General features: G+C 47.6%; 14 protein-coding genes. 3 read left to right on the forward strand and 11 right to left on the reverse strand.

The genetic code is table 11. From position 1 onward, the window contains the following. Positions 1 to 488: 488 nt before the first annotated feature. The 3 genes from D1831_RS08935 to D1831_RS08945 all read right to left on the reverse strand — a co-directional run bounded on the left by D1831_RS08935 (position 489) and on the right by D1831_RS08945 (position 3,892). Complete coding sequence (locus D1831_RS08935; protein WP_125072593.1) at positions 489 to 1,352, reverse strand: fructokinase; 864 nt, start codon at positions 1,350 to 1,352, stop codon at positions 489 to 491. Positions 1,353 to 1,461: 109 nt separating this feature from the next. Continuing rightward, positions 1,462 to 2,448, reverse strand: a complete 987-nt coding sequence (locus D1831_RS08940; protein WP_125072594.1) for a LacI family DNA-binding transcriptional regulator — start codon at positions 2,446 to 2,448, stop codon at positions 1,462 to 1,464. 13 nt (positions 2,449 to 2,461) lie between these two features. Further along, on the reverse strand, positions 2,462 to 3,892 hold the full coding sequence (locus D1831_RS08945; protein WP_125072595.1) for a sucrose-6-phosphate hydrolase: 1,431 nt from the start codon (positions 3,890 to 3,892) through the stop codon (positions 2,462 to 2,464). A 150-nt stretch (positions 3,893 to 4,042) separates the two neighbouring features. On the opposite strand from D1831_RS08945, the gene D1831_RS08950 reads away from it, so the two are divergent. Next, positions 4,043 to 6,001, forward strand: coding sequence for a sucrose-specific PTS transporter subunit IIBC (locus D1831_RS08950; protein WP_125072596.1), 1,959 nt, complete (start codon positions 4,043 to 4,045; stop codon positions 5,999 to 6,001). A 63-nt stretch (positions 6,002 to 6,064) separates the two neighbouring features. Here D1831_RS08950 and D1831_RS08955 read toward each other — a convergent pair whose 3' ends face one another. Then, positions 6,065 to 6,979: an NADP-dependent oxidoreductase gene (locus D1831_RS08955; protein WP_125072597.1), complete on the reverse strand. Its 915-nt coding sequence runs from the start codon at positions 6,977 to 6,979 to the stop codon at positions 6,065 to 6,067. A 121-nt stretch (positions 6,980 to 7,100) separates the two neighbouring features. Continuing rightward, a complete protein-coding gene (gene nhaC, locus D1831_RS08960; protein ID WP_125072598.1) occupies positions 7,101 to 8,507 on the reverse strand; it encodes a Na+/H+ antiporter NhaC in 1,407 nt (468 codons plus the stop codon). A 554-nt stretch (positions 8,508 to 9,061) separates the two neighbouring features. Between nhaC and D1831_RS08965 the strand changes: the two genes are divergently transcribed. Then, the gene (locus tag D1831_RS08965; protein WP_125072599.1) at positions 9,062 to 10,735 is read left to right on the forward strand and encodes a glycoside hydrolase family 13 protein; all 1,674 of its coding nucleotides are present in this window, start codon (positions 9,062 to 9,064) and stop codon (positions 10,733 to 10,735) included. Between the two features lie 57 nt (positions 10,736 to 10,792). Here D1831_RS08965 and D1831_RS08970 read toward each other — a convergent pair whose 3' ends face one another. Both D1831_RS08970 and D1831_RS08975 read right to left on the reverse strand, forming a co-directional pair. After that, positions 10,793 to 11,701: a LysR family transcriptional regulator gene (locus tag D1831_RS08970; protein WP_125072600.1), complete on the reverse strand. Its 909-nt coding sequence runs from the start codon at positions 11,699 to 11,701 to the stop codon at positions 10,793 to 10,795. Between the two features lie 945 nt (positions 11,702 to 12,646). Beyond that, entirely contained in the window at positions 12,647 to 12,862 is a 216-nt protein-coding gene (locus tag D1831_RS08975) for a hypothetical protein (RefSeq protein WP_125072601.1), read from the reverse strand. A 236-nt stretch (positions 12,863 to 13,098) separates the two neighbouring features. Here D1831_RS08975 and D1831_RS08980 point away from each other — a divergent pair, with 236 nt between their 5' ends. Next, positions 13,099 to 15,945 (forward strand): SpaA isopeptide-forming pilin-related protein, encoded by a 2,847-nt coding sequence (locus tag D1831_RS08980; RefSeq protein ID WP_125072602.1) that lies wholly within the window; start codon positions 13,099 to 13,101, stop codon positions 15,943 to 15,945. An 89-nt stretch (positions 15,946 to 16,034) separates the two neighbouring features. On the opposite strand, the gene D1831_RS14840 is transcribed toward D1831_RS08980, so the two are convergent. The 4 genes from D1831_RS14840 to D1831_RS08995 form a co-directional block, all read right to left on the reverse strand. Then, positions 16,035 to 16,166, reverse strand: coding sequence for a hypothetical protein (locus D1831_RS14840; RefSeq protein ID WP_263853682.1), 132 nt, complete (start codon positions 16,164 to 16,166; stop codon positions 16,035 to 16,037). A 91-nt stretch (positions 16,167 to 16,257) separates the two neighbouring features. Further along, positions 16,258 to 17,100: a helix-turn-helix domain-containing protein gene (locus D1831_RS08985; protein ID WP_125072603.1), complete on the reverse strand. Its 843-nt coding sequence runs from the start codon at positions 17,098 to 17,100 to the stop codon at positions 16,258 to 16,260. A 293-nt stretch (positions 17,101 to 17,393) separates the two neighbouring features. Next, entirely contained in the window at positions 17,394 to 17,828 is a 435-nt protein-coding gene (locus D1831_RS08990) for a GNAT family N-acetyltransferase (protein ID WP_125072604.1), read from the reverse strand. Between the two features lie 127 nt (positions 17,829 to 17,955). Next, positions 17,956 to 18,415, reverse strand: a 460-nt coding sequence (locus D1831_RS08995) for an IS30 family transposase (protein WP_125072605.1), incomplete at its 5' end; no start/stop codon positions are given.

Below are 18,415 nucleotides of genomic sequence, written 5' to 3' on the forward strand. Positions count from 1 at the left end.
CTGGCCGAAACTGGCGGGGATCAAGTACCAACCCTAGAATGACAACTCTCATTCTAACCTACTCCTAAATGGCTCGCATCGAAGGGTGCGGGTCTTTTTGTGTAGAGTGTGAAGTTCCGGCGGGTTGATGCTGAGCATTGCCTAGCCATCAGTAGCATGCGGTTTTGGCATGTTGCTGGTGGCGTAGCAAGCGCAGGCATTAGCCGGACCTGGGAAAGTAGCAATCCCCTAAACGCTACACTCACATAGCGTTTGTAAAAAGTCACCCCAACATGGCAGCGTTGGGGTGACTTTAACAGCGGTTTAGTGATACCCGTTGTTGATTGGGGTGTAATCAGTTTCCGTAGAAAATAGCTAGGGGGTACGGTGTTACGGTTTCACTGTAACTGACTAATGCAAAGTTATCATAAAGGTTCCGTATTGTTCACGTAAAGCGCCCCGAGCAACCGGTTATTTATGACTGGTTGCTCGGGGCGGTGGTTAGTTCACTAATGATTTAAAGCCAGTTTAGCCAGCAGCAGTCCCCCGGCAATTCCGGAGTTGTCACCTAATCCGGCGGGGACGATGTAGTCATTCAAAGTGGGAACTTCTTCGTAACCGTTTAAGTACGTTGCAAACTTTTGACGGATAAGCGGAAAGAGTTGTTTTTGTTTCATCACACCACCGTTCAGGATAATCTTGTCCGGTGCGAACGCAACGGTCAAGTTAACGCAGGCTTGCGCAATGTAGTCGGCAACGAGGGACCAAACCGGATTATCTGGGGCAACGTCTTTACCAGCCTTGCCAGTCCGTTTACCAATGGCGGGACCGGCCGCGAAGCCCTCTAAGCAAACGTCGTGGTAGGGGCAGTTGCATTCAAAGTCGTCACCGAGTAGGCGGTTGATCCGCATGTGGCCTAGTTCGGTGTGGGTGCGGCCGTTAAAAATATGGTTGTTGCTAATGACCCCGGCACCCACGCCGGTCCCAATCGTCATGTAGATGCTATTTGGAACGTCCTTAGCAATCCCAATGGCGGCTTCACCGTAAGCCGCTTCGTTGACGTCGGTCGTCCAGTAAAGGGGTAAATCAAACTTCTGCTTTAAGTGGCCTAAAAAGTTAAAATCGCCCCAGCCTGGTTTGGGTGTGGTGGTGATGTAGCCGTACTTCGGGTCGCTTGGATTGACCCCAATCGGACCGAACGACCCGATTCCAATGGCTTCAACCGGGTGGCTGGTAAAGTAGTCGTCGACGGCTACCATCGTTTCTGCGGGTGTGGTGGTAGGGATTGAGATCCGGTCACTAACTTGCCCGTTTTCATCACCGGTCGCGCACACAAACTTAGTACCGCCGGCTTCAATTGCACCTAAAAGCATAGTAAATCCTCCAAATCAATAAATATATATTCTTATTATTTAATAGTATACTCTTATTAAAAATGTTTGTGAACGATTACATAAAAATTGTTTGCAAACCGAATAACGGTTATTTTCCCAGTAACGATTGGGCCGCGTATGGTCGTACGGGTAAGACGTAACGGTCTTCAAGGGCCGTGTCCGGGTCAGCAATTCGCTGCAATAGCAGGTCGATCATTAACGAACTAATGGCCGCAATGGGTTGAACGATGGTCGCCAATTCGGGATAGTAATTCCGCGTTAAATTAGTGCCGTCGTAGCCAATGATTCGTAACTGTTCTGAAATTTTGATGTCGAGAGTCCGGGCAATTTGCATCACCATGATGGCAGTCATGTCATCGGTGGCAAAGACCCCGTCCGGAACGTGTTTGGCCAATTCGCGTTTGAGCGTTGCCCATTTCACTTCGGGAGCGGTGCTAAATGGCAGTTCAATAACGTGCGGGGTTAGTTGGTGTTCCTTGAGCACGTCTTGATAGCCACGCAAGCGGTCGTTCGTCGGGTTTCCCGGTCGGTTGGCACCGGTCAGTAACCAGATATCGTGGGCCCCGGTATCTAGCAGTGAACTTGTCGCAATACGGGCCCCGTCATAGTTATCAGAACTGACGATGGGAATGTTATCGCCTAAGTAGCGGTCAAAAGAAATTAAAGGCGCGTTGATCTGTTGATATTCGGGAATGGATAAGTTGTGGGCCCCGGCAATGATGCCATCAACCTGGTTAGCGAGTAACATCCGAACGTAGGCGCGTTCCTTTTCCGCGTCACCAATTGAGTTACATAAAATGACCCGGTAACCACGTTTAAAGAGTTGGCTTTCCAAGTCTTGGACCAGTTCCCCGAAAAAAGGATTGCTGACCCCCGGGAAAATGAGACCAATCAGCTTGGTCTGTTTACCTTGTAAGGACCGGGCGAGACTGTTTGGTTGGTAATTTAAGTCGCGCATGGCGGCGAACACTTTTTGTTTTGTTTTTTCAGAGAGCGAGCCGTAGTTGTTGATGACCCGCGAGACCGTGGTGACGGAAACCCCGGCTAGGGCTGCCACGTCGGATAATTTTGCCATGTTCTGGCCTCCGTTAGTTCAATTTTGGAAGTCGTTGCCCCGTGACCTGAACGGGCGTATCAAGGGCCGTTGTCACCCGCCACGGTGTATCGAAGTGGGGGAAAATTCGCCCGGAAGCGACCCGCTGACCGTCGTCAATGAATAGTTCAAAGGACGAACGGTCCAGCCACAGAGCCAACTGGTGGCTCCCTGGGAGGAGGTCGAGCTTACGGGTGTTACCATAATCGCTGTCAACTGGTTCGCCAGCGATTCGACGGTCGATGGTGAGGGCTTGGCCGTCAAACGTGAGGGCCAGTTCCTCGTGCCCGTTACCAAGGGCGATCTTACCAGTGGGAACTTGGTTCAGGTCAAAGGTTAAAACTTCTCGTCCCTTCAGTGTATCACGTAACGGTTCAAAGTGACTGGTAGCCGCGGGAATTGTAACCGGAGTTTGACGTAGTTGACCGTTGACTACGTGGAGGGCTTTGACGAGGCTTAAGCAGCCCTGCCACCCCTCCCGGTCACTGGGATAAGTAGTGTCTGGAAGCCCCAACCAACTAATGGCGTAAGCCTGGTGGTCGGGACCATTAACCACTTGGGTGGCGTAACAGTCGAAACCCTCGTCCAAGTTAGTCACGGGTCCGGGATTCACCAGGCGGGCGTTTTGCCAGTCAACGGCATCCGCGACAATAACCATGTTCGGGTAAATATTAGCGTAGGGGATTCGTTGACGGTCTAACCCTTGCGGACAGAAAATCAAAACGACGTGACCGTCAACGAATGCCAAGTTAGGACACTCAATCATGTAACCGAGGTCGGCATGGCCTAAGTCAAGGGGACCAACTAATGACCAGGGACCGTTAACCGCATCCGCTTGATACAGTAAAATTTGACCCTGGTGGTCTGCACGTTGCGCTCCTAAAAGTGCGTAGTAGGTTTTCCCAACGTGCAAGATTTGGGGGTCCCGGAAGTGCGGTGTGTACCCGGAGGGCTGGGTAATTAAAGGCAGGTCGCTCGCCGTTAATTGTTCGTCTTGGTTTAGCCACGCCCCGAGTTGCGTACTGATTCGTCCGCCGTTAGTGGTCCGCACGTTACCGGTGTACATTAGAAATAACTGGTCGTTTACGGGAAGGGCCGACCCGGAGTATACCCCCTGGGTACTATAAGGTGCCCGCGGTTCCAGCGTTAGCTGATCTTCTTGCCAGTGAACGAGGTCTGGGGACGTCACGTGACGCCAAGATTTTAACCCGTGGACCGGTCCGTACGGGAAATTTTGATAGAAGACGTGCCACTGATGGTTATAGTAGGTAAACCCGTTCGGATCGTTAAGTAGTCCGGAACGGGGTTGAATGTGAAAGCTTAAGTGCCAACGGGAGTTGCGTTGTGCACGGATTAACCCTGCAAGGGTCTCCGCGGAATAACTACCATAGGGCGCGTAGCGTTGCTGAGTTGTCCATTTTTTCATTGTGTTTACTCCTGTATGTTTAACGTTTGATACCGCTATAATAACACCAATCAATTTATTTTGCACTAAATTGATAAACGTTTGACAATTTATAAGACAGCGGTTACAATTGGGCCATCAATTAAAAAAATGAACGTTGGAGGAATTACCATGGATCATAAACAAGCGGCGCAGGACATCCTCGCACAGGTGGGAAACGACAACATCGTTGCCGCGGCCCACTGTGCGACCCGGTTGCGTCTTGTGGTAAAGGATGAAGCTAAAATTGATCAACGCGCGCTGGACAATAACCCGGCTGTTAAGGGTACCTTTCGGGTCAACGGACAGTTTCAAATTATTATTGGCCCTGGTGACGTAGATAAGGTTTACGCCCACTTAATTAGTATGACGGGGCTAAAGGAAGTAACGCCTGACGATTTAAAGGCCGTGGCGGCGGACGGTAAAAAAACGAACCCGCTAATGGCACTGGTTAAAGTTTTATCCGATATTTTTGTCCCGTTGATTCCCGCGCTGGTTGCCGGCGGCCTGTTAATGGCGTTAAATAACGTTTTAACGTCAAAGGGCCTGTTTGGTTCCCAGTCACTGGTCGTGATGTATCCCGGTATCAAGGGGATCGCTGAAATGATCAACACGTTCGCATCGGCGCCGTTTGCCTTTTTACCAATTCTGTTAGGGTTCTCCGCGACCCGGCGGTTTGGCGGGAACGCGTACCTGGGTGCGACGATGGGGATGATCATGGTCATGCCGGCGTTAGTGAACGGTTACAACGTTTCTGCCGCGCTGGCAGACGGAACGATGACCTACTGGAACGTCTTTGGTTGGCACATTGCCCAGGCGGGTTATCAGGGCCAAGTGTTGCCCGTTTTAGCCGTTGCGTTTATTTTAGCTAAGGTTGAAAGTTGGTTGCATAAAAAGATGCCGGCAACCTTGGACTTTATTTTTACGCCCATGATCAGTATCATCTTTGTGGCGTTCATCACCTTTGCGTTTGTCGGCCCGGTCCTCCGCGTTGTGGGGAACGGCTTAACGGACGGAATCGTCTTCCTGTACGACCGTTCGGGATTCATTGGTTCCACGCTCTTTGGACTAGTTTATTCACCAATTGTGATTACCGGATTGCACCAAAGCTTTCCGGCCATCGAAACGCAACTGCTCGCCGACGTGGCCAAAACCGGTGGGGATTTCTTCTTCCCGATTGCTTCAATGGCTAACGCGGCGCAGGGGGCGGCTTGCTTAGCCATCTTCTTCCTATCACGTAATCAAAAGGAAAAGGGGTTAGCTTCTTCCGCCGGGGTTTCCGCCCTCCTTGGAATTACCGAACCCGCCATTTTCGGGGTTAACTTAAAGAAACGGTTCCCGTTTTTTATCGGAATGATTGGTAGTGCCGTAGGTTGTTTCTTCGTTGGGTTATTTGGCATTCGCTCAACGGCACTCGGCGCGGCCGGTTTGATTGGTTTTATTTCACTGCCCGTTAAATACTACTTACAATTTTTCTTAGCGCTTGCTTTAAGTATTGTCGTGGCGTTCGTCGGGACGTTGATTTATGGTAAACGGGTCATGGCTAAAACGCCACAAGATGAAGAATTAAAGGAAACACTCGCCGGTGAAAACACCGTTGCGGACGGGACAGTAATGGCACCAGTTAGTGGGGACGTTGTCAGTCTAAAGACCGTGAACGATCAGGTCTTTGCCAGTGAAATGATGGGGAAGGGCGCCGCAATCGTGCCAAGTGATGATACCGTTTATGCACCGGTTGCCGGCACGATAACCGTAGCTTACCCGACAAAACACGCGTACGGCCTATTAGCTGACGACGGTGCGGAGATTTTGATCCACTTAGGTATTGATACGGTAAAGCTGGATGGTGACCACTTTGAAAGTCAGGTCAAACAGGGCCAACACGTAACGGCTGGTCAACCACTAGGCCAATTTGACGTGGCAGCAATTAGGGCGGCGGGATACGACCCCACGGTCATGGTCGTTGTGACCAATACGGCAACCTATGCCAGTGTTGACCGGATCGACGTCAAAGCCGTACAGCATGGCGACCACGTGATTGCGCTGACTAAACCGGTTACTTCGGCGGGCGTGGCAACTGCTAATTTTTAATAACCATGAAAAAATCAGCTTCCAAGGTGAAAGACCGCGGAAGCTGATTTTATTTAGATTAAGTTACTTAGCAACTACCAATTGGCCGTTGTGCGGTGCGTCGAGCAACGTGTGACCCTGAATAAAGCCGTCGAGTGTGAACGGTAGTTGTTGAGCGATGTCGACCGTTAACTGGCCGGTTCGTAATAATTTAAACAACATTTGCAGGGTCGCCTGGTCTGAAATAACGTTCGTTGGGTGAATCGACCGGAACCGAATGGATTTGCTAGTTGCGGGCAAGCTCGGTGCAAACGAAGCAATCGTTGCGTCAAACTTAGCCATGGCCAGGTCGTCCTTGCCACCCACGCCGTCACTGGTCACGTTAATAATGACGTCCCCCCGGTCCGCTAAAACGTGAACTGGGTTTTGACGGTCGTAGGCCACGATCTGCTCAACGCCCAGTGCCGTTAATTTATCGGTAAAGCGCGAGTTGGCAATGGCAATCACCTGAGCGCCTAAACGTTGGGCCAGTTGAATCGTCAACATGCCAACGGTACTGCCAGCCCCCTTAACAATGACGGTTTGGTCCTTTTGGACGTCCGCAAAGTAACGAACGGTCTTGTAAGCAATGATTCCCGGAGTAATCAGACTAGCCGCCTGCGTCGGTGTTAAGTCCGCGGGAACCGTGACGGCTAGGTCGCTATCTAAACTAACTTGTTCGGCGTAAGTGTGTTGAGTATGGGCCGCTACGATGGTGCCTACTTTAAAGCCGGTTACGGCCGGGCCCACTTTGAGAATTTTACCAACGACGTCGTGTCCCGGGATGACGGGTAAGTCCAAACCGGCCTTAGCGCCTAAACGTTCGCTGCGATCCTCGTCGTTTAAGTTAACGGCGAGGGTTTCAATAATAATTTGATTACCAGTTGGTTCAAGCACCGGTTGTGTCATTTTTTCAAAAACGGCGGGTCCCCCAAATTTACGATAACCATATGCAAGCATCTTAAATCCCCTCCTTGACAAAAGCATGCTTTTGACTAATTGTAGCGGGGCACCGGCCAAAATCACAAGTGGGCACCATTACTTTCTGGTTTGTGTTTGGTCAATAATAAAAGAGGTGTTTTTAGTTGCCAGTTTGTGCCGGTTTGGCCTGGCGCTTAAGCCCCCACCCAGTAAAACCACTAATAATCGAGAACAGTGGGGAAAGCAGGCTGAAGAAGCAAAATGGTAAGTAAGCTAACGTGGAAACGCCCAGCGTGTTGGCAGCGAAGGCTCCAGCGACGCCCCACGGAATCAAGTAGTTGATGACGGTCCCGCCGTCTTCGAGGACTCGGCTTAGGGCCAGGTTGGCGAGGCCGCGCTGGTTAAAAGTAGTTTTAAACGCTTTACCGGGTAGGATGACGGAGAGGTACTGTTCACCAACAAAAATGTTTACGCCGATTCCGGCGAGAATCGCCGCCGTGACGGTTGCGCCGGTTCCCTTAAGGCGTTTAGCTAGTGGTACCATGGCCGTTTGAATCAGGTTAAACTTCATTAACAGGCCCCCGAGTGAAAGGGTCAGCAGAATCAAGGAAACGGTCCCCATCATGGCGCTGATGCCCCCACGGGAGAGCAGCGCATCTACGCTGGCGTTGCCCGTTTTGGACACGAAGCCGGATTCAATCATGCTGGCAAGCTTGGTTAAGGGGATGTGGGGCTGTTCGATAAAAATCATCACGATGGCCAACCCAATATTCATCAAAAGGGTCGGGATGGCCGGGATTTTAAGCACGGCCCCCGCCAACATTAGGGCTAGTGGGAGGGCGGCCCACCAGCTGATGGTAAAGTTTTGATTTAAAACGGTTAACGTCGTTTGAATTTTTCCTAAGTGGTTAGCCGTTGCGGCACCGTTACCCAAAATGGTGTACAGAACCAGTGAAACGATAAAGGCTGGAATCGTGGACCACATTAAATTGCGGATGTGGTCGAACAGGTCACTTTCGGCAATGGCCGAAGCCAAGTTGGTGGAGTCGGATAACGGGGAGGTCTTATCCCCAAAAATGGCCCCGGAAATGATGGCTCCAGCAATCAGCGCCGGGTTGATGCCCATGGTCGTACCAATCCCGAATAGGGCGATCCCAATGGTGGAGATGATGGTAAAGGCACTCCCAATGGACGTTCCAATAATGGCACAGACGAGAAAGACTGAGGGAACGAACCACTGCGCGGAAATCAAATGAAAACCGAATACCATCATCGACGGGATGATCCCCGCTGCGATCCAAACGCTAATAAGGGAACCGATTAGTAGAAAAATAAAAATTGGAATGATCCCGGTTTTGATGCCGTCAATGATGCCACCGTGGATGTCGTCCCAGTGGGCCCCGCGGACCCGAGCCCAAAGAATTACGAGTGCAATCACGAGGATTACGGGTGTTTGGGGTGAGAGACCAAACTTAATGACCCCTAGTCCCATGATTGTCAACATAACTAGTAAAACGATTAACGCTTCCGGTAGGTGCACCGGTCGCCACTTTTTTGAATTTTCCATCTAAATTCACTCCTTTTTTTGAATAAAAAATCGTCCCCGTTGCAATATTTGCAACAGGGACGATTGATTAGACCGTGGTACCACCCAGCTTGAGTTCCTAATAGGACTCCACTCACTAGCAGTTAACGGGTCTAGTTATTATCCGCCGGGCGCACCCGGACCTCACCTACCGTATTTCATCGTAATTAACCTGATCGGTTCGCAGCAACCACCGACTTCCTGACGCACAGCTAATCCGCTACTTGGGAGTAGGATTATCGTTCATTATTTGAATATGTGTGATGATAGCACGCCTAGTTTGAAACGTCAACTAACACTCCAAAATAATGACTAAGTCTACAGTCAGAAATTAGCGTTGTCGGGGACTTAACAAAAATAAGGCAGGTGAGCGCAAGCACTAGTAATGTTCAATGATTAACTTAGCAAACTAAGTGCGTTTGACGGACGATCACGGCTACGCAAGGTACCGCTAAAATGATAAAATGAGCGTGAGTGTAAGCGCTTAATGAGTGCTGGCGAATAACAGCAAATTAATTAGTTGAGGAGTGATTTAAATGACAAATCCATGGTGGCAATCCGCGGTGGTTTACCAGGTATACCCGCGGTCGTTTCAAGATTCAAATGGTGACGGTATCGGCGATCTACCGGGCGTAACGCGACGGTTAGATTATATTAAACGGCTCGGTGCGGACGTGATCTGGTTGAATCCCGTTTACCAATCGCCCGGGGTGGATAACGGTTACGATATTAGTGATTACTACGCTATCAACCCGGAATTTGGAACGATGACCGACTTTGATAAATTACTGGCCACCGCCCACGCGAAGGGGCTAAAGATTATGATGGACATCGTGGTTAACCATTCTTCCAATCAAAACGAGTGGTTCAAGGAGAGTGCTAAGAGCCGCGACAACCCGTACGCGGACTACTATATTTGGCGTGATCCGGTCGACGGGCACGCACCGAATAACTGGGGCGGTTTTTTTGGCGGTTCGGTTTGGGAGTACGTTGATAGTCGTCAACAGTATTACCTGCATTCGTTTGCCGTGGAACAACCGGACCTGAATTGGGAGAACCCCAAGTTACGGCGGGCCGTTTATGACATGATGAACTTCTGGGTCAAAAAGGGCGTGGACGGTTTCCGGTTAGACGTAATCAATCTGATCTCCAAACCAACGAGTTTTGCGGACGGTCAGCCCAACGCGGGGGAACCATACGCTGACATTGGGCCCATCATTGCCAACGGGCCCCGCTTAAACGAATTTTTACAAGAAATGCACGACCAGGTCTTTGCGGGCCACGACCTCATTACGGTCGGCGAAACGCCGGGAGCTAGCGTCGCTGACGCCCAACAGTTTGCCGGTCGGCAGCGCCATGAACTAAACATGATCTTTGAATTTGAACACATGGACCTCGACGGTAATGCGGATCCTAGACTGGGTAAGTGGAACGACCAACCCGTTAAGCTAGTGGACCTTAAACGGTGCTTGACCAAGTGGCAGACGGGGTTACACGGGACGGCCTGGAACAGCTTGTACTGGAATAACCATGATCAACCCCGCATCGTTTCGCGGTTCGGTGATGAACGTCCGGCGTACCGTCAACGTTCAGCAAAAATGTTAGCGACCCTGCTGCACTTTTTGCAAGGCACGCCGTACGTGTATCAGGGTGAGGAACTGGGGATGACGAACGCGCACTTTACGCAGTTGAGTCATTACCAAGATTTGGAATCGGTAAACGCGTACCACCACTTTGTGGATGAGGAGGGGGCCGTTTCGAAGGAAACGATGCTCCGGTATTTGGCGCACACTTCCCGGGATAACGCGCGGACCCCGATGCAGTGGACTGGCGATTTGCACGCCGGCTTTTCAACGGGTAAGCCGTGGTTACCCGTCAACCCGAACTACGAACGAATTAACGCGCAGGCGAGCCAGACCACGCCCAATTCAACTTTTAGCTTTTATAAACGGTTGATAGCGCTCCGCCACCGGTTGCCCGTTATGACGACGGGGAAATACCGGCTTTTACTAGCGGATGATCCCGCCGTCTACGCGTACACCCGCTACACGGATAATCAGACGTTGTTAGTGATTTGCAACTTTACGGCCGCGACGCAAACGCGCCACTTTGAACAGCTGCCTAAGGGGACGCCACTATTGATCAGTAACTATGATGATGACCATGGTGACACATTGCGGGCTTATGAAGCTAAGGTTTACCTGTATTAAAAACTAAAATGGACGTTCAGGATTGTGTTTACCACAATTTTGAACGTCCATTTTAGTTTATTTTTGTTGTTGAACGGCTTCGTCGGCTTCAAAGGTCTTTTCAATAATGTCCATGACTTGTTTGAATAAACCGATGGGAAACTGGTGAGCCCGCCGAATCAAGTTAATGTGTACGCTTGGAACTTGAACGTCTTCGATTGGGATTTCAATCAAGTCGTCTTCAGCCGGCGCGGTAATGTCCGAAACAAACCCGAGGGCCAAGTCTTCACGGACTAAGCCACTGACTAACGTACTGCTATCGGATTCGAAGAGTACTTGGGGTTTGATTGAGAGTTGTTCTGCTAATTGGTGAAAAACGAGTTTGTTTAAGTAGGTGGCGTTTAAAATGACGAAGGGTGATTTAAGTGCCTCCTCAAACGTTGGGTGTTCCATTTTAGCGAGCGGGTGTTGCGGACTGGCTAAAATCTTGAACTTGAACGGCCGTAACGGGGTTACCGCGAGTCGTTCGTCTAACGTCTGATCTAAGTTGCCACTGATTGCTAGGTCCAGCTGGCCCCCGAGAACTTGTTTGACCAACTGGTTAGCACCCATTTCAACGGTGTGGACGCTGTTAAGTAAGTCTTGTTCCAAAATGGGCTTCGTTAGGGCTGGTAAGTAGTGTTCACTGACGGAAGGTTCGATACCCAGTCGTAACGTGTGTTGACGTAAGTGACTGATGGATTCGTTAACGTGTTGCCAGTTAGCGATAATGTCATTGGCGGCCAGTAGAAGTTGCTGACCACTGGGTGTCAAAACCAGGGCCTTCGTTTTAGCTTGGCGGAAAAAGAGGGTCGTTTGGAAGTGACGTTCAAGCCGTTTGATTGCTTGAGAAATGGTCGGCTGACTTACATGAAAATCGGCCGCCGTTTGGGTATAGCTTTGTGTACTAATTAGGCGTTGAAAATAGTACAAATCCTTAATATTCATGAAAATGTAGCCTCCATAAAAATTATTAATGTTGTTCTAGCGATTAATAGTCGCAGGTAATTAGGCTCAATCCCGATGATAATTAGTAAACGTAGTTATCACATGACAAGTTAATCATACCATAGATTAACGGTCCGAAAGTGGTACCGATAATCATAGTCGTTCGGACAGGGTGCTGTCAACGGATAATAGTTGAGGGCCTGCAACTATAATGATTATTAATAATGCCCGAATTTACGATTGGTATAGGTACTGATTTAGCCGGGTTTGCTCAAATTTGCGATAATTTCAATTTATTAGTTGAGGTGGTGTTGGATTATTATTCAACGAACCACGACGATTAGTGCGTTAAAACTGAAAGTTACAACTTAAAATTAGAGCCCCACGTTGCAGTGCTTATCAAAGTTAAAGGGGTCAAACGATAAAATGATATTATAGTGCGAATTCATAAATTAAAGTGTTTATGTTTATGGATAACAAACCCCAATTTTGAATATAAAAATAAATTATCAATTAAGGTGGTGTCATATATCAGTCGATAAGCGAGACGGTGGTCTAATTTGCGGAAAAATCCGCTAAGACACGGGCTTGTGACTGAATCAGACCCGCCAGACTCATTTTAAAGTTAACCCCTTTAAACTATAAATTGAACGAATGATGACTCGTGGGTGCTTATTTAAAAATATCCAAACCACTAAAGTTTAACAAGATGGTCATAAGTAATGATTATTAGTTAAGGGGTTGTGCTAATTTGCTAAATACGACAAAAACTGTTGGGAGATGATTCGCTTTTAATGCTTGGTCACTTAATCTCAACATAAATAATTATAATACTAAAATAGATAAAAGCACTAAAAATCCCAAATTAACAACTAGTTTGTTAATTTGATATAAATATTAATTATATACAGTGCAGCAATTAGCTCAGTTTACCCGTGCTTCCCGTTATTTCAAGTCCCGGTGGTCGTGTTTGGAGGTAATTAAAACGTGACGACCAAAAATATCCAGGGCAATTCCTAAAAGCAACATGATGATCAAATAGCAGCGTAGTACGGGGTAGAGGTCGGAAGCATCAACCTTGGCCGTGATAAGGGCACCCCCGATGGCCGTGATTAAACCGAGTATTAACTGGCCATTGATTAAAATTAATTTAGGTGCCATGGATTAAGTCCTTTCTGTGCTAAATGGGAAGCGTCTGGTCATTGTAAATGCGATAACGGTTGCAAGTCAAATCATTAGAAACGTTGGTAAAAGTAAGTGATTTGCAATTTTATCGTATTATTAATTTTTATTTATTAGATATGTTGTTTATGTTCAATAATGTAGCTTATAATTAAGGCGGGTAATTAGTTGAGGCTTCAACCGATTACTAATTTTATTGGAGGGGGTGAAAAACAATGAAATTAAAGGCTTTGAAAACGTGGTTAGCTGGTACGGCAACTTTACTTACGATTATGGCAACCAACGTGGCCCACGCCCAAGCGGCAAAGTCTGAAACGGCGCAAACGGATGCGGACATTACGGTTGATAGTGGGAGTTCGTCAGCGCCGGCTAAACAAGTTTTTTTAAAGAATAATTCGGGTAGTAGTTCAACCGGAACTAGTAGTTCCAGTAGTTCGTCTACTTCAAGTACTTCTGCGGCTAGTCAGAGTAATAGTACGGCACCTACTAAGGCCACAGCCACTATTTCAGCCAGTTCCGATACGACGGAATCTGCGGCTCAAGTTAGTGACCGTTCGTCTAGTTCGAGTCAGTCTAGTCATCAGATTAGTATGACGGCTAAGTCGCAGAGTGCGACCGATGCTAATAAGCAAAAGTCGACGACCATGTATAGTGGTGTGACGACCAGTCAGAAGGGATCGACAAGTGGTTCTAATCCCAAAACAAGCATTAATACGCAGGCTAGTTTGTTTCGAATGAGTCGGGCAGAATTTGCAACCTTAGCTGCAAAGGCTGAAATTGCCGTTAAGGGAATTGATGCCGATGATGCGACAATTACAAGTGTGGATAAAGCAACTCACTACAAGGCTAGTGATGTTTTAAGTGTTTACTCTACTTATCTGGCATCTTATAAGTGGTCCGTCCCCGCTGATACTCGGATTAAATCTGGTGATACGGCTACTCTAACGCTGCCAAGTAATGTTTTGGCAACGGGCGGCTCAACGACGGTTAATAAAGACGGTGAAACCGTTGTTACTTTAAGTCTTAGTAACGGTGCAACCACGGGGACGATGACTTTCGGTGATTATTTCACTGACCATGCATACGACGCTCAGGGCGGTACCTTTGATATTTACGTTAACGGAACGCAAAATATATCGGGAAACAATGATGCTAAAATCAATAAAGTTGGTTGGAAAGATGATGCTAGTCTAGATACCGATGGAATTCCATCTAGAATGTATTGGCAAGTTGTTGCCAATCTTGGCAGTGAGGACTGGAAAAATGTAACCATTACTGATCAACTTGGTTTATATCAAAGCCATGATAGTGAGATTACACTTGAAACGGGAAGTTACATTAACGGAGCTTTTAGTAAAGCCGCTACGTTAGGTACCTATGCTTTTGAGACAAATAAATTTACTTATGCTGATGGAGTAGTTTCGCCGGTTGTTCAGGTTACTGTTAAGGGAAATCAGTTGAGTGTTAACTTAGATCATGTAACAACGGCAATTAATATGTTCTATTCGGTTAGTTTGGAAAAGGGTCATTTATACACTAATAACGCGGATGTTACTTATACGCCGACTAGTGGGACTAATCCAGATGATGGATCGGGTAATCCGGGATCGGGTTCTGGTTCTACGGGTGGTACGGATCCCGTAGTTCCTGAAAACCAACAATCAAATAATAGTAGTGGATTTGGGATTAAAGGGACCTATGATGATCAGCCGTATAATCTGCTGATTATTAAAACGGATGATACTGATCAGCCCGTTAGTGGGGCAACGTATGAGTTATTAGACGAGAATGGAACGGTATTGCGCTTTGGTTTAATGACTGATGAAGATGGTCGAATCTATGCTGAGAACCTTTCGGCGGGAACTTATTTATTACGTGAAACTAGTGCACCAACCGGATACCAATTAGATTCATTAACCCATGAAATTTTAGTTTCCGCGGGAAGAGCTACCAGTAGCTTAATTACTTATCACGTTACGGATATGAAGATTGCCAAAACGGCGGTTAAGGTGGTTAAAGTCTGGCGGAATGTTCCTAATAGTGAAACAACCCCTAACGTACGGGTTACGTTGTTGCGGGATGGTCAAACGTACCAAACGATGACGTTAACAAGTGTGAATGGCTATACTGGTACGTTTAGTGACCTTGATACTACCGACGTTAACGGGACAGCGTATGTTTACACTGTGCAAGAAACGGCGATTTCAGGTTACGTTAGTCACCAAACGACGTCCAACGAAACGGTTACCTTGACTAACACGTATCAAACTGGAACGTTAACCATCGTAAAAAACGATGCATCCACGCAACAAGCTTTGGCGGGTGCAACTTTCACAGTAAAGGATGTTAATGGCAACGTTGTGAGGACACTGGTAACTGATCAGAATGGTCGGGGCACCGCAACCGGCTTAGCTCAGGGTAATTACACCGTTCAAGAAACGGCAGCGCCAGCGGGGTACTTGTTGGACACAACGGTGCAACAAGTTAGCCTTAATACTGGTAACAACTACCACGCAATGTTAACGTTTGCGGATGTACCGCAACCAGTTGTGCCGGTGACCGGAACGCTGACAATCGTAAAGATCGCTGCGGAAACGAAAATGCCATTAGCGGGTGCGACCTTCACTGTGATGAATGTTAATGGTGAAATTGTACGAACCTTGATTACTGGTCAGGATGGCCGTGCAACGGCTACTGGCCTGGCATTAGGCATGTACACTGTTCAAGAAACAGTGGCACCAGTAGGTTATCAATTGGATACGTTACCACAAACGGTGACCATCACTGCAACTAATGAGTATTCAGTAAAGTTGGCGTTTACGGATACTTTGGAGCCGGAAACGCCAACGACGCCAACGACGCCAACGAAACCGGACCAAGTTGTCGTGCCAGGGTCAGCAGTGGTTCAACCACTTGCTCCAGCCGGCACTAACCATGCACAACCTGCACGGCAATTGCCACAAACTAACGAACGGCGTTGGGTTTGGGTACAGTTGCTTGGTTTGGTCATGTTTACGTTGACCATGGCAGGTTTTGTGCGGCGTTACCCAAATGAAGGATAAATTAAAATCGCTTAGTAAATCTGAAATAGATTTGCTAAGCGATTTTTCGTTTGACGTTATATTTTATTCCTCAAACCACATTGATCAGCTTAGCGCCGGTTCTGTGGATTGCGCTGATCATGTTTGATTCTGACTGGTTGGGCAGCGGGAACGTGACTGCTGGCTGCCGCGCCAGCAATAGCTGCTAAGCCGGCTGCGACTAAAAGACCTGCTAATAACATGGACAGAACCTCCTTAATTGTTCAAACCTCGTCTCTTGATACTTGCAGTTTAGGTGATTGACTTACTAAATGCAATTAATTTGTCGGGATTTTAAAGTGAACTTGAATAACTTGAAATTTTCTTAAGCAATTGCTTATTATTATTAATTCGCGCAAAGGCGGTCGCGTCGTTGAGATACTCTTGAATCTTATCGGGAGCGTCGATCAACTGTGCTTGTAAAAATTTGATCCACGCGGCGTAGTAGGTGACGTGGAACCGTGAGCAGATGTTGATCCCGTAATCCAATAATTTGAGGCTTTGAGTGGGTTGATCGATGCTAGCGTAAAAGTTGCCCGTGTAATAGGCCAAGTTGATCACCCGCCACACACTGGCCGTTGTTTCCAACGGGAGACTTGGTAGGGCGTGGCGAACCTTTTCAAAGTAGTACTGGGCCTTGTTAGGGTCGCTATTAAACTGGTACGCGATCCCGGTCCCACAGTAGGCTAATTGGGTGTAAATCGTGGTGTGGGATTCGTCTAAGTCGGTAATGATTTGATCAAAATTAAACAGGACGTCACTAATGGGGTGGTGGTTTAAAGCCGCTACGTAACCCTTTAAATAACAATATTGTAACTTGGTTTCCCGGTCGTGACGGGGTTCGTCGGCGATTTTAGCTAATAACGTTTCGGCGTCGTGATATTCACTAGTAATTAAATCAAATTCGATTTTTTCAAGCACCTTCAAAACGGCGGCGTCGGCTACGCGTTCCGTTGGAAAAACGTCTTCTAGTTGTAAGTTAAGTCGTTGGCAAAGTTGCGCTACGATACGAATCGCGGGTGCCTTACCGTTATTTTCAAACTTACTAAGGGTGGCTTGGGTACAGATGCCCTCAGCTAAGGCTTTTTGGGAAAGACCTAAAGCTTTTCGCCGGGCAATAAAAAGTTCGATATTCAAGTTGACACTTCCTTTAACCAAACTAAAGCGGTATATAAACCGCTTTCAGTATCAATTAAACACCGTTAATATACCCTTGTCAATATTTATACGTAATTATTGATATTCTAAAAATATATCAATTCAATTTTAACGTGTGAGCGTCGCTGACTAGCGAAAGTGGGGGCACCTTGTTTACGTTAGCGCGGGTAACCAGGTTCGGTGCAGGCTTTAGTGTTTTAGTGTCGTCACCTTAAAAGTAAAAGTACGTCAAGAACTCTGTTTACTTGGAGTCCTTGACGTACTAGGGGTTATTAACGGTGCCAGCGCATCGTGTATTCTGGTTGGTGCGTCGCTTTATCAACGGATTGTTCGTGAACGTGAAAGCCGCTGTGATGATAAAAGGCCACCGCGGGACGGTTGGCGACGTATACCGATAGTTGAAGCTTATGGGTCAGCTCCTTGGCAGCACTCAGTAGGGCGGTGCCGACGCCCCGTTGCTGCGCATCCGTTTGTACGAAGATGCCCGCGACGTAGTGGCCCTGTAAACCAATAAAGCCAATAATTTTTTCGGCCGTTGTCGCAATGATCAGTTGAGCCTGCGGCAAAGCTTGGCGGACCGCCGGCGCTTGCTTACGCCAGTAATCGGCTTTAATGAACGGGTGAGCGTTCAGGTTGCCGTCTAACCAGATGGCCATCAGTTGGTCGAGTTGTTCGTCGGTTGGGTGGTGCAATAACTGTGTTTGCATAGGTCTTCCTTAGTTGTGAATTAGCGCCTAGTCACCATGGTCGCTTTGAAATGAATCAAAAGTGTTCTATTTAATTAAATACGCAGATGAACTGGGCTTCCATTTTTTTATTCGGCAAATTACAAGTTTAATCCGAACAAGCCCGGAAACTTTCAATGGCAGTCTGTTGATGATGGATTTTTAATGGTCGTTGATTAATAAGCTCAAGTGCTGCCAGGATTTCATCAGTCGTTATCTGGTCAAAGTTAGTCTTTTTCGGGAAAAACCAACGTAACCGTCGATTGAAATATTCATTGGATCCCCGTTCCCATGGAGAATACGGGTGACAAAAATAAACTTTAATCTGATAGTCTTGTTCTATGGATCGATAATCGGCAAACTCCTTACCATGATCAACAGTTATAGATTTCACTTGGGAACCGAAGGTCCCCATAAACTTTCCAAAGGTATCATTTAAGGTCTTGGCGGTGCGATTAGGGGCTTTGATAGCCCATAGAAGCCGGGTTTTACGTTCTACAAAAGTGACCAAACATGCTCGTGACTGACCTCGGCTAGAAAGTACCGTATCGACTTCCCAATGACCAAAA

The organism is Lactiplantibacillus garii (genome assembly GCF_003885105.1).
Lineage (GTDB): Bacteria > Bacillota > Bacilli > Lactobacillales > Lactobacillaceae > Lactiplantibacillus > Lactiplantibacillus garii.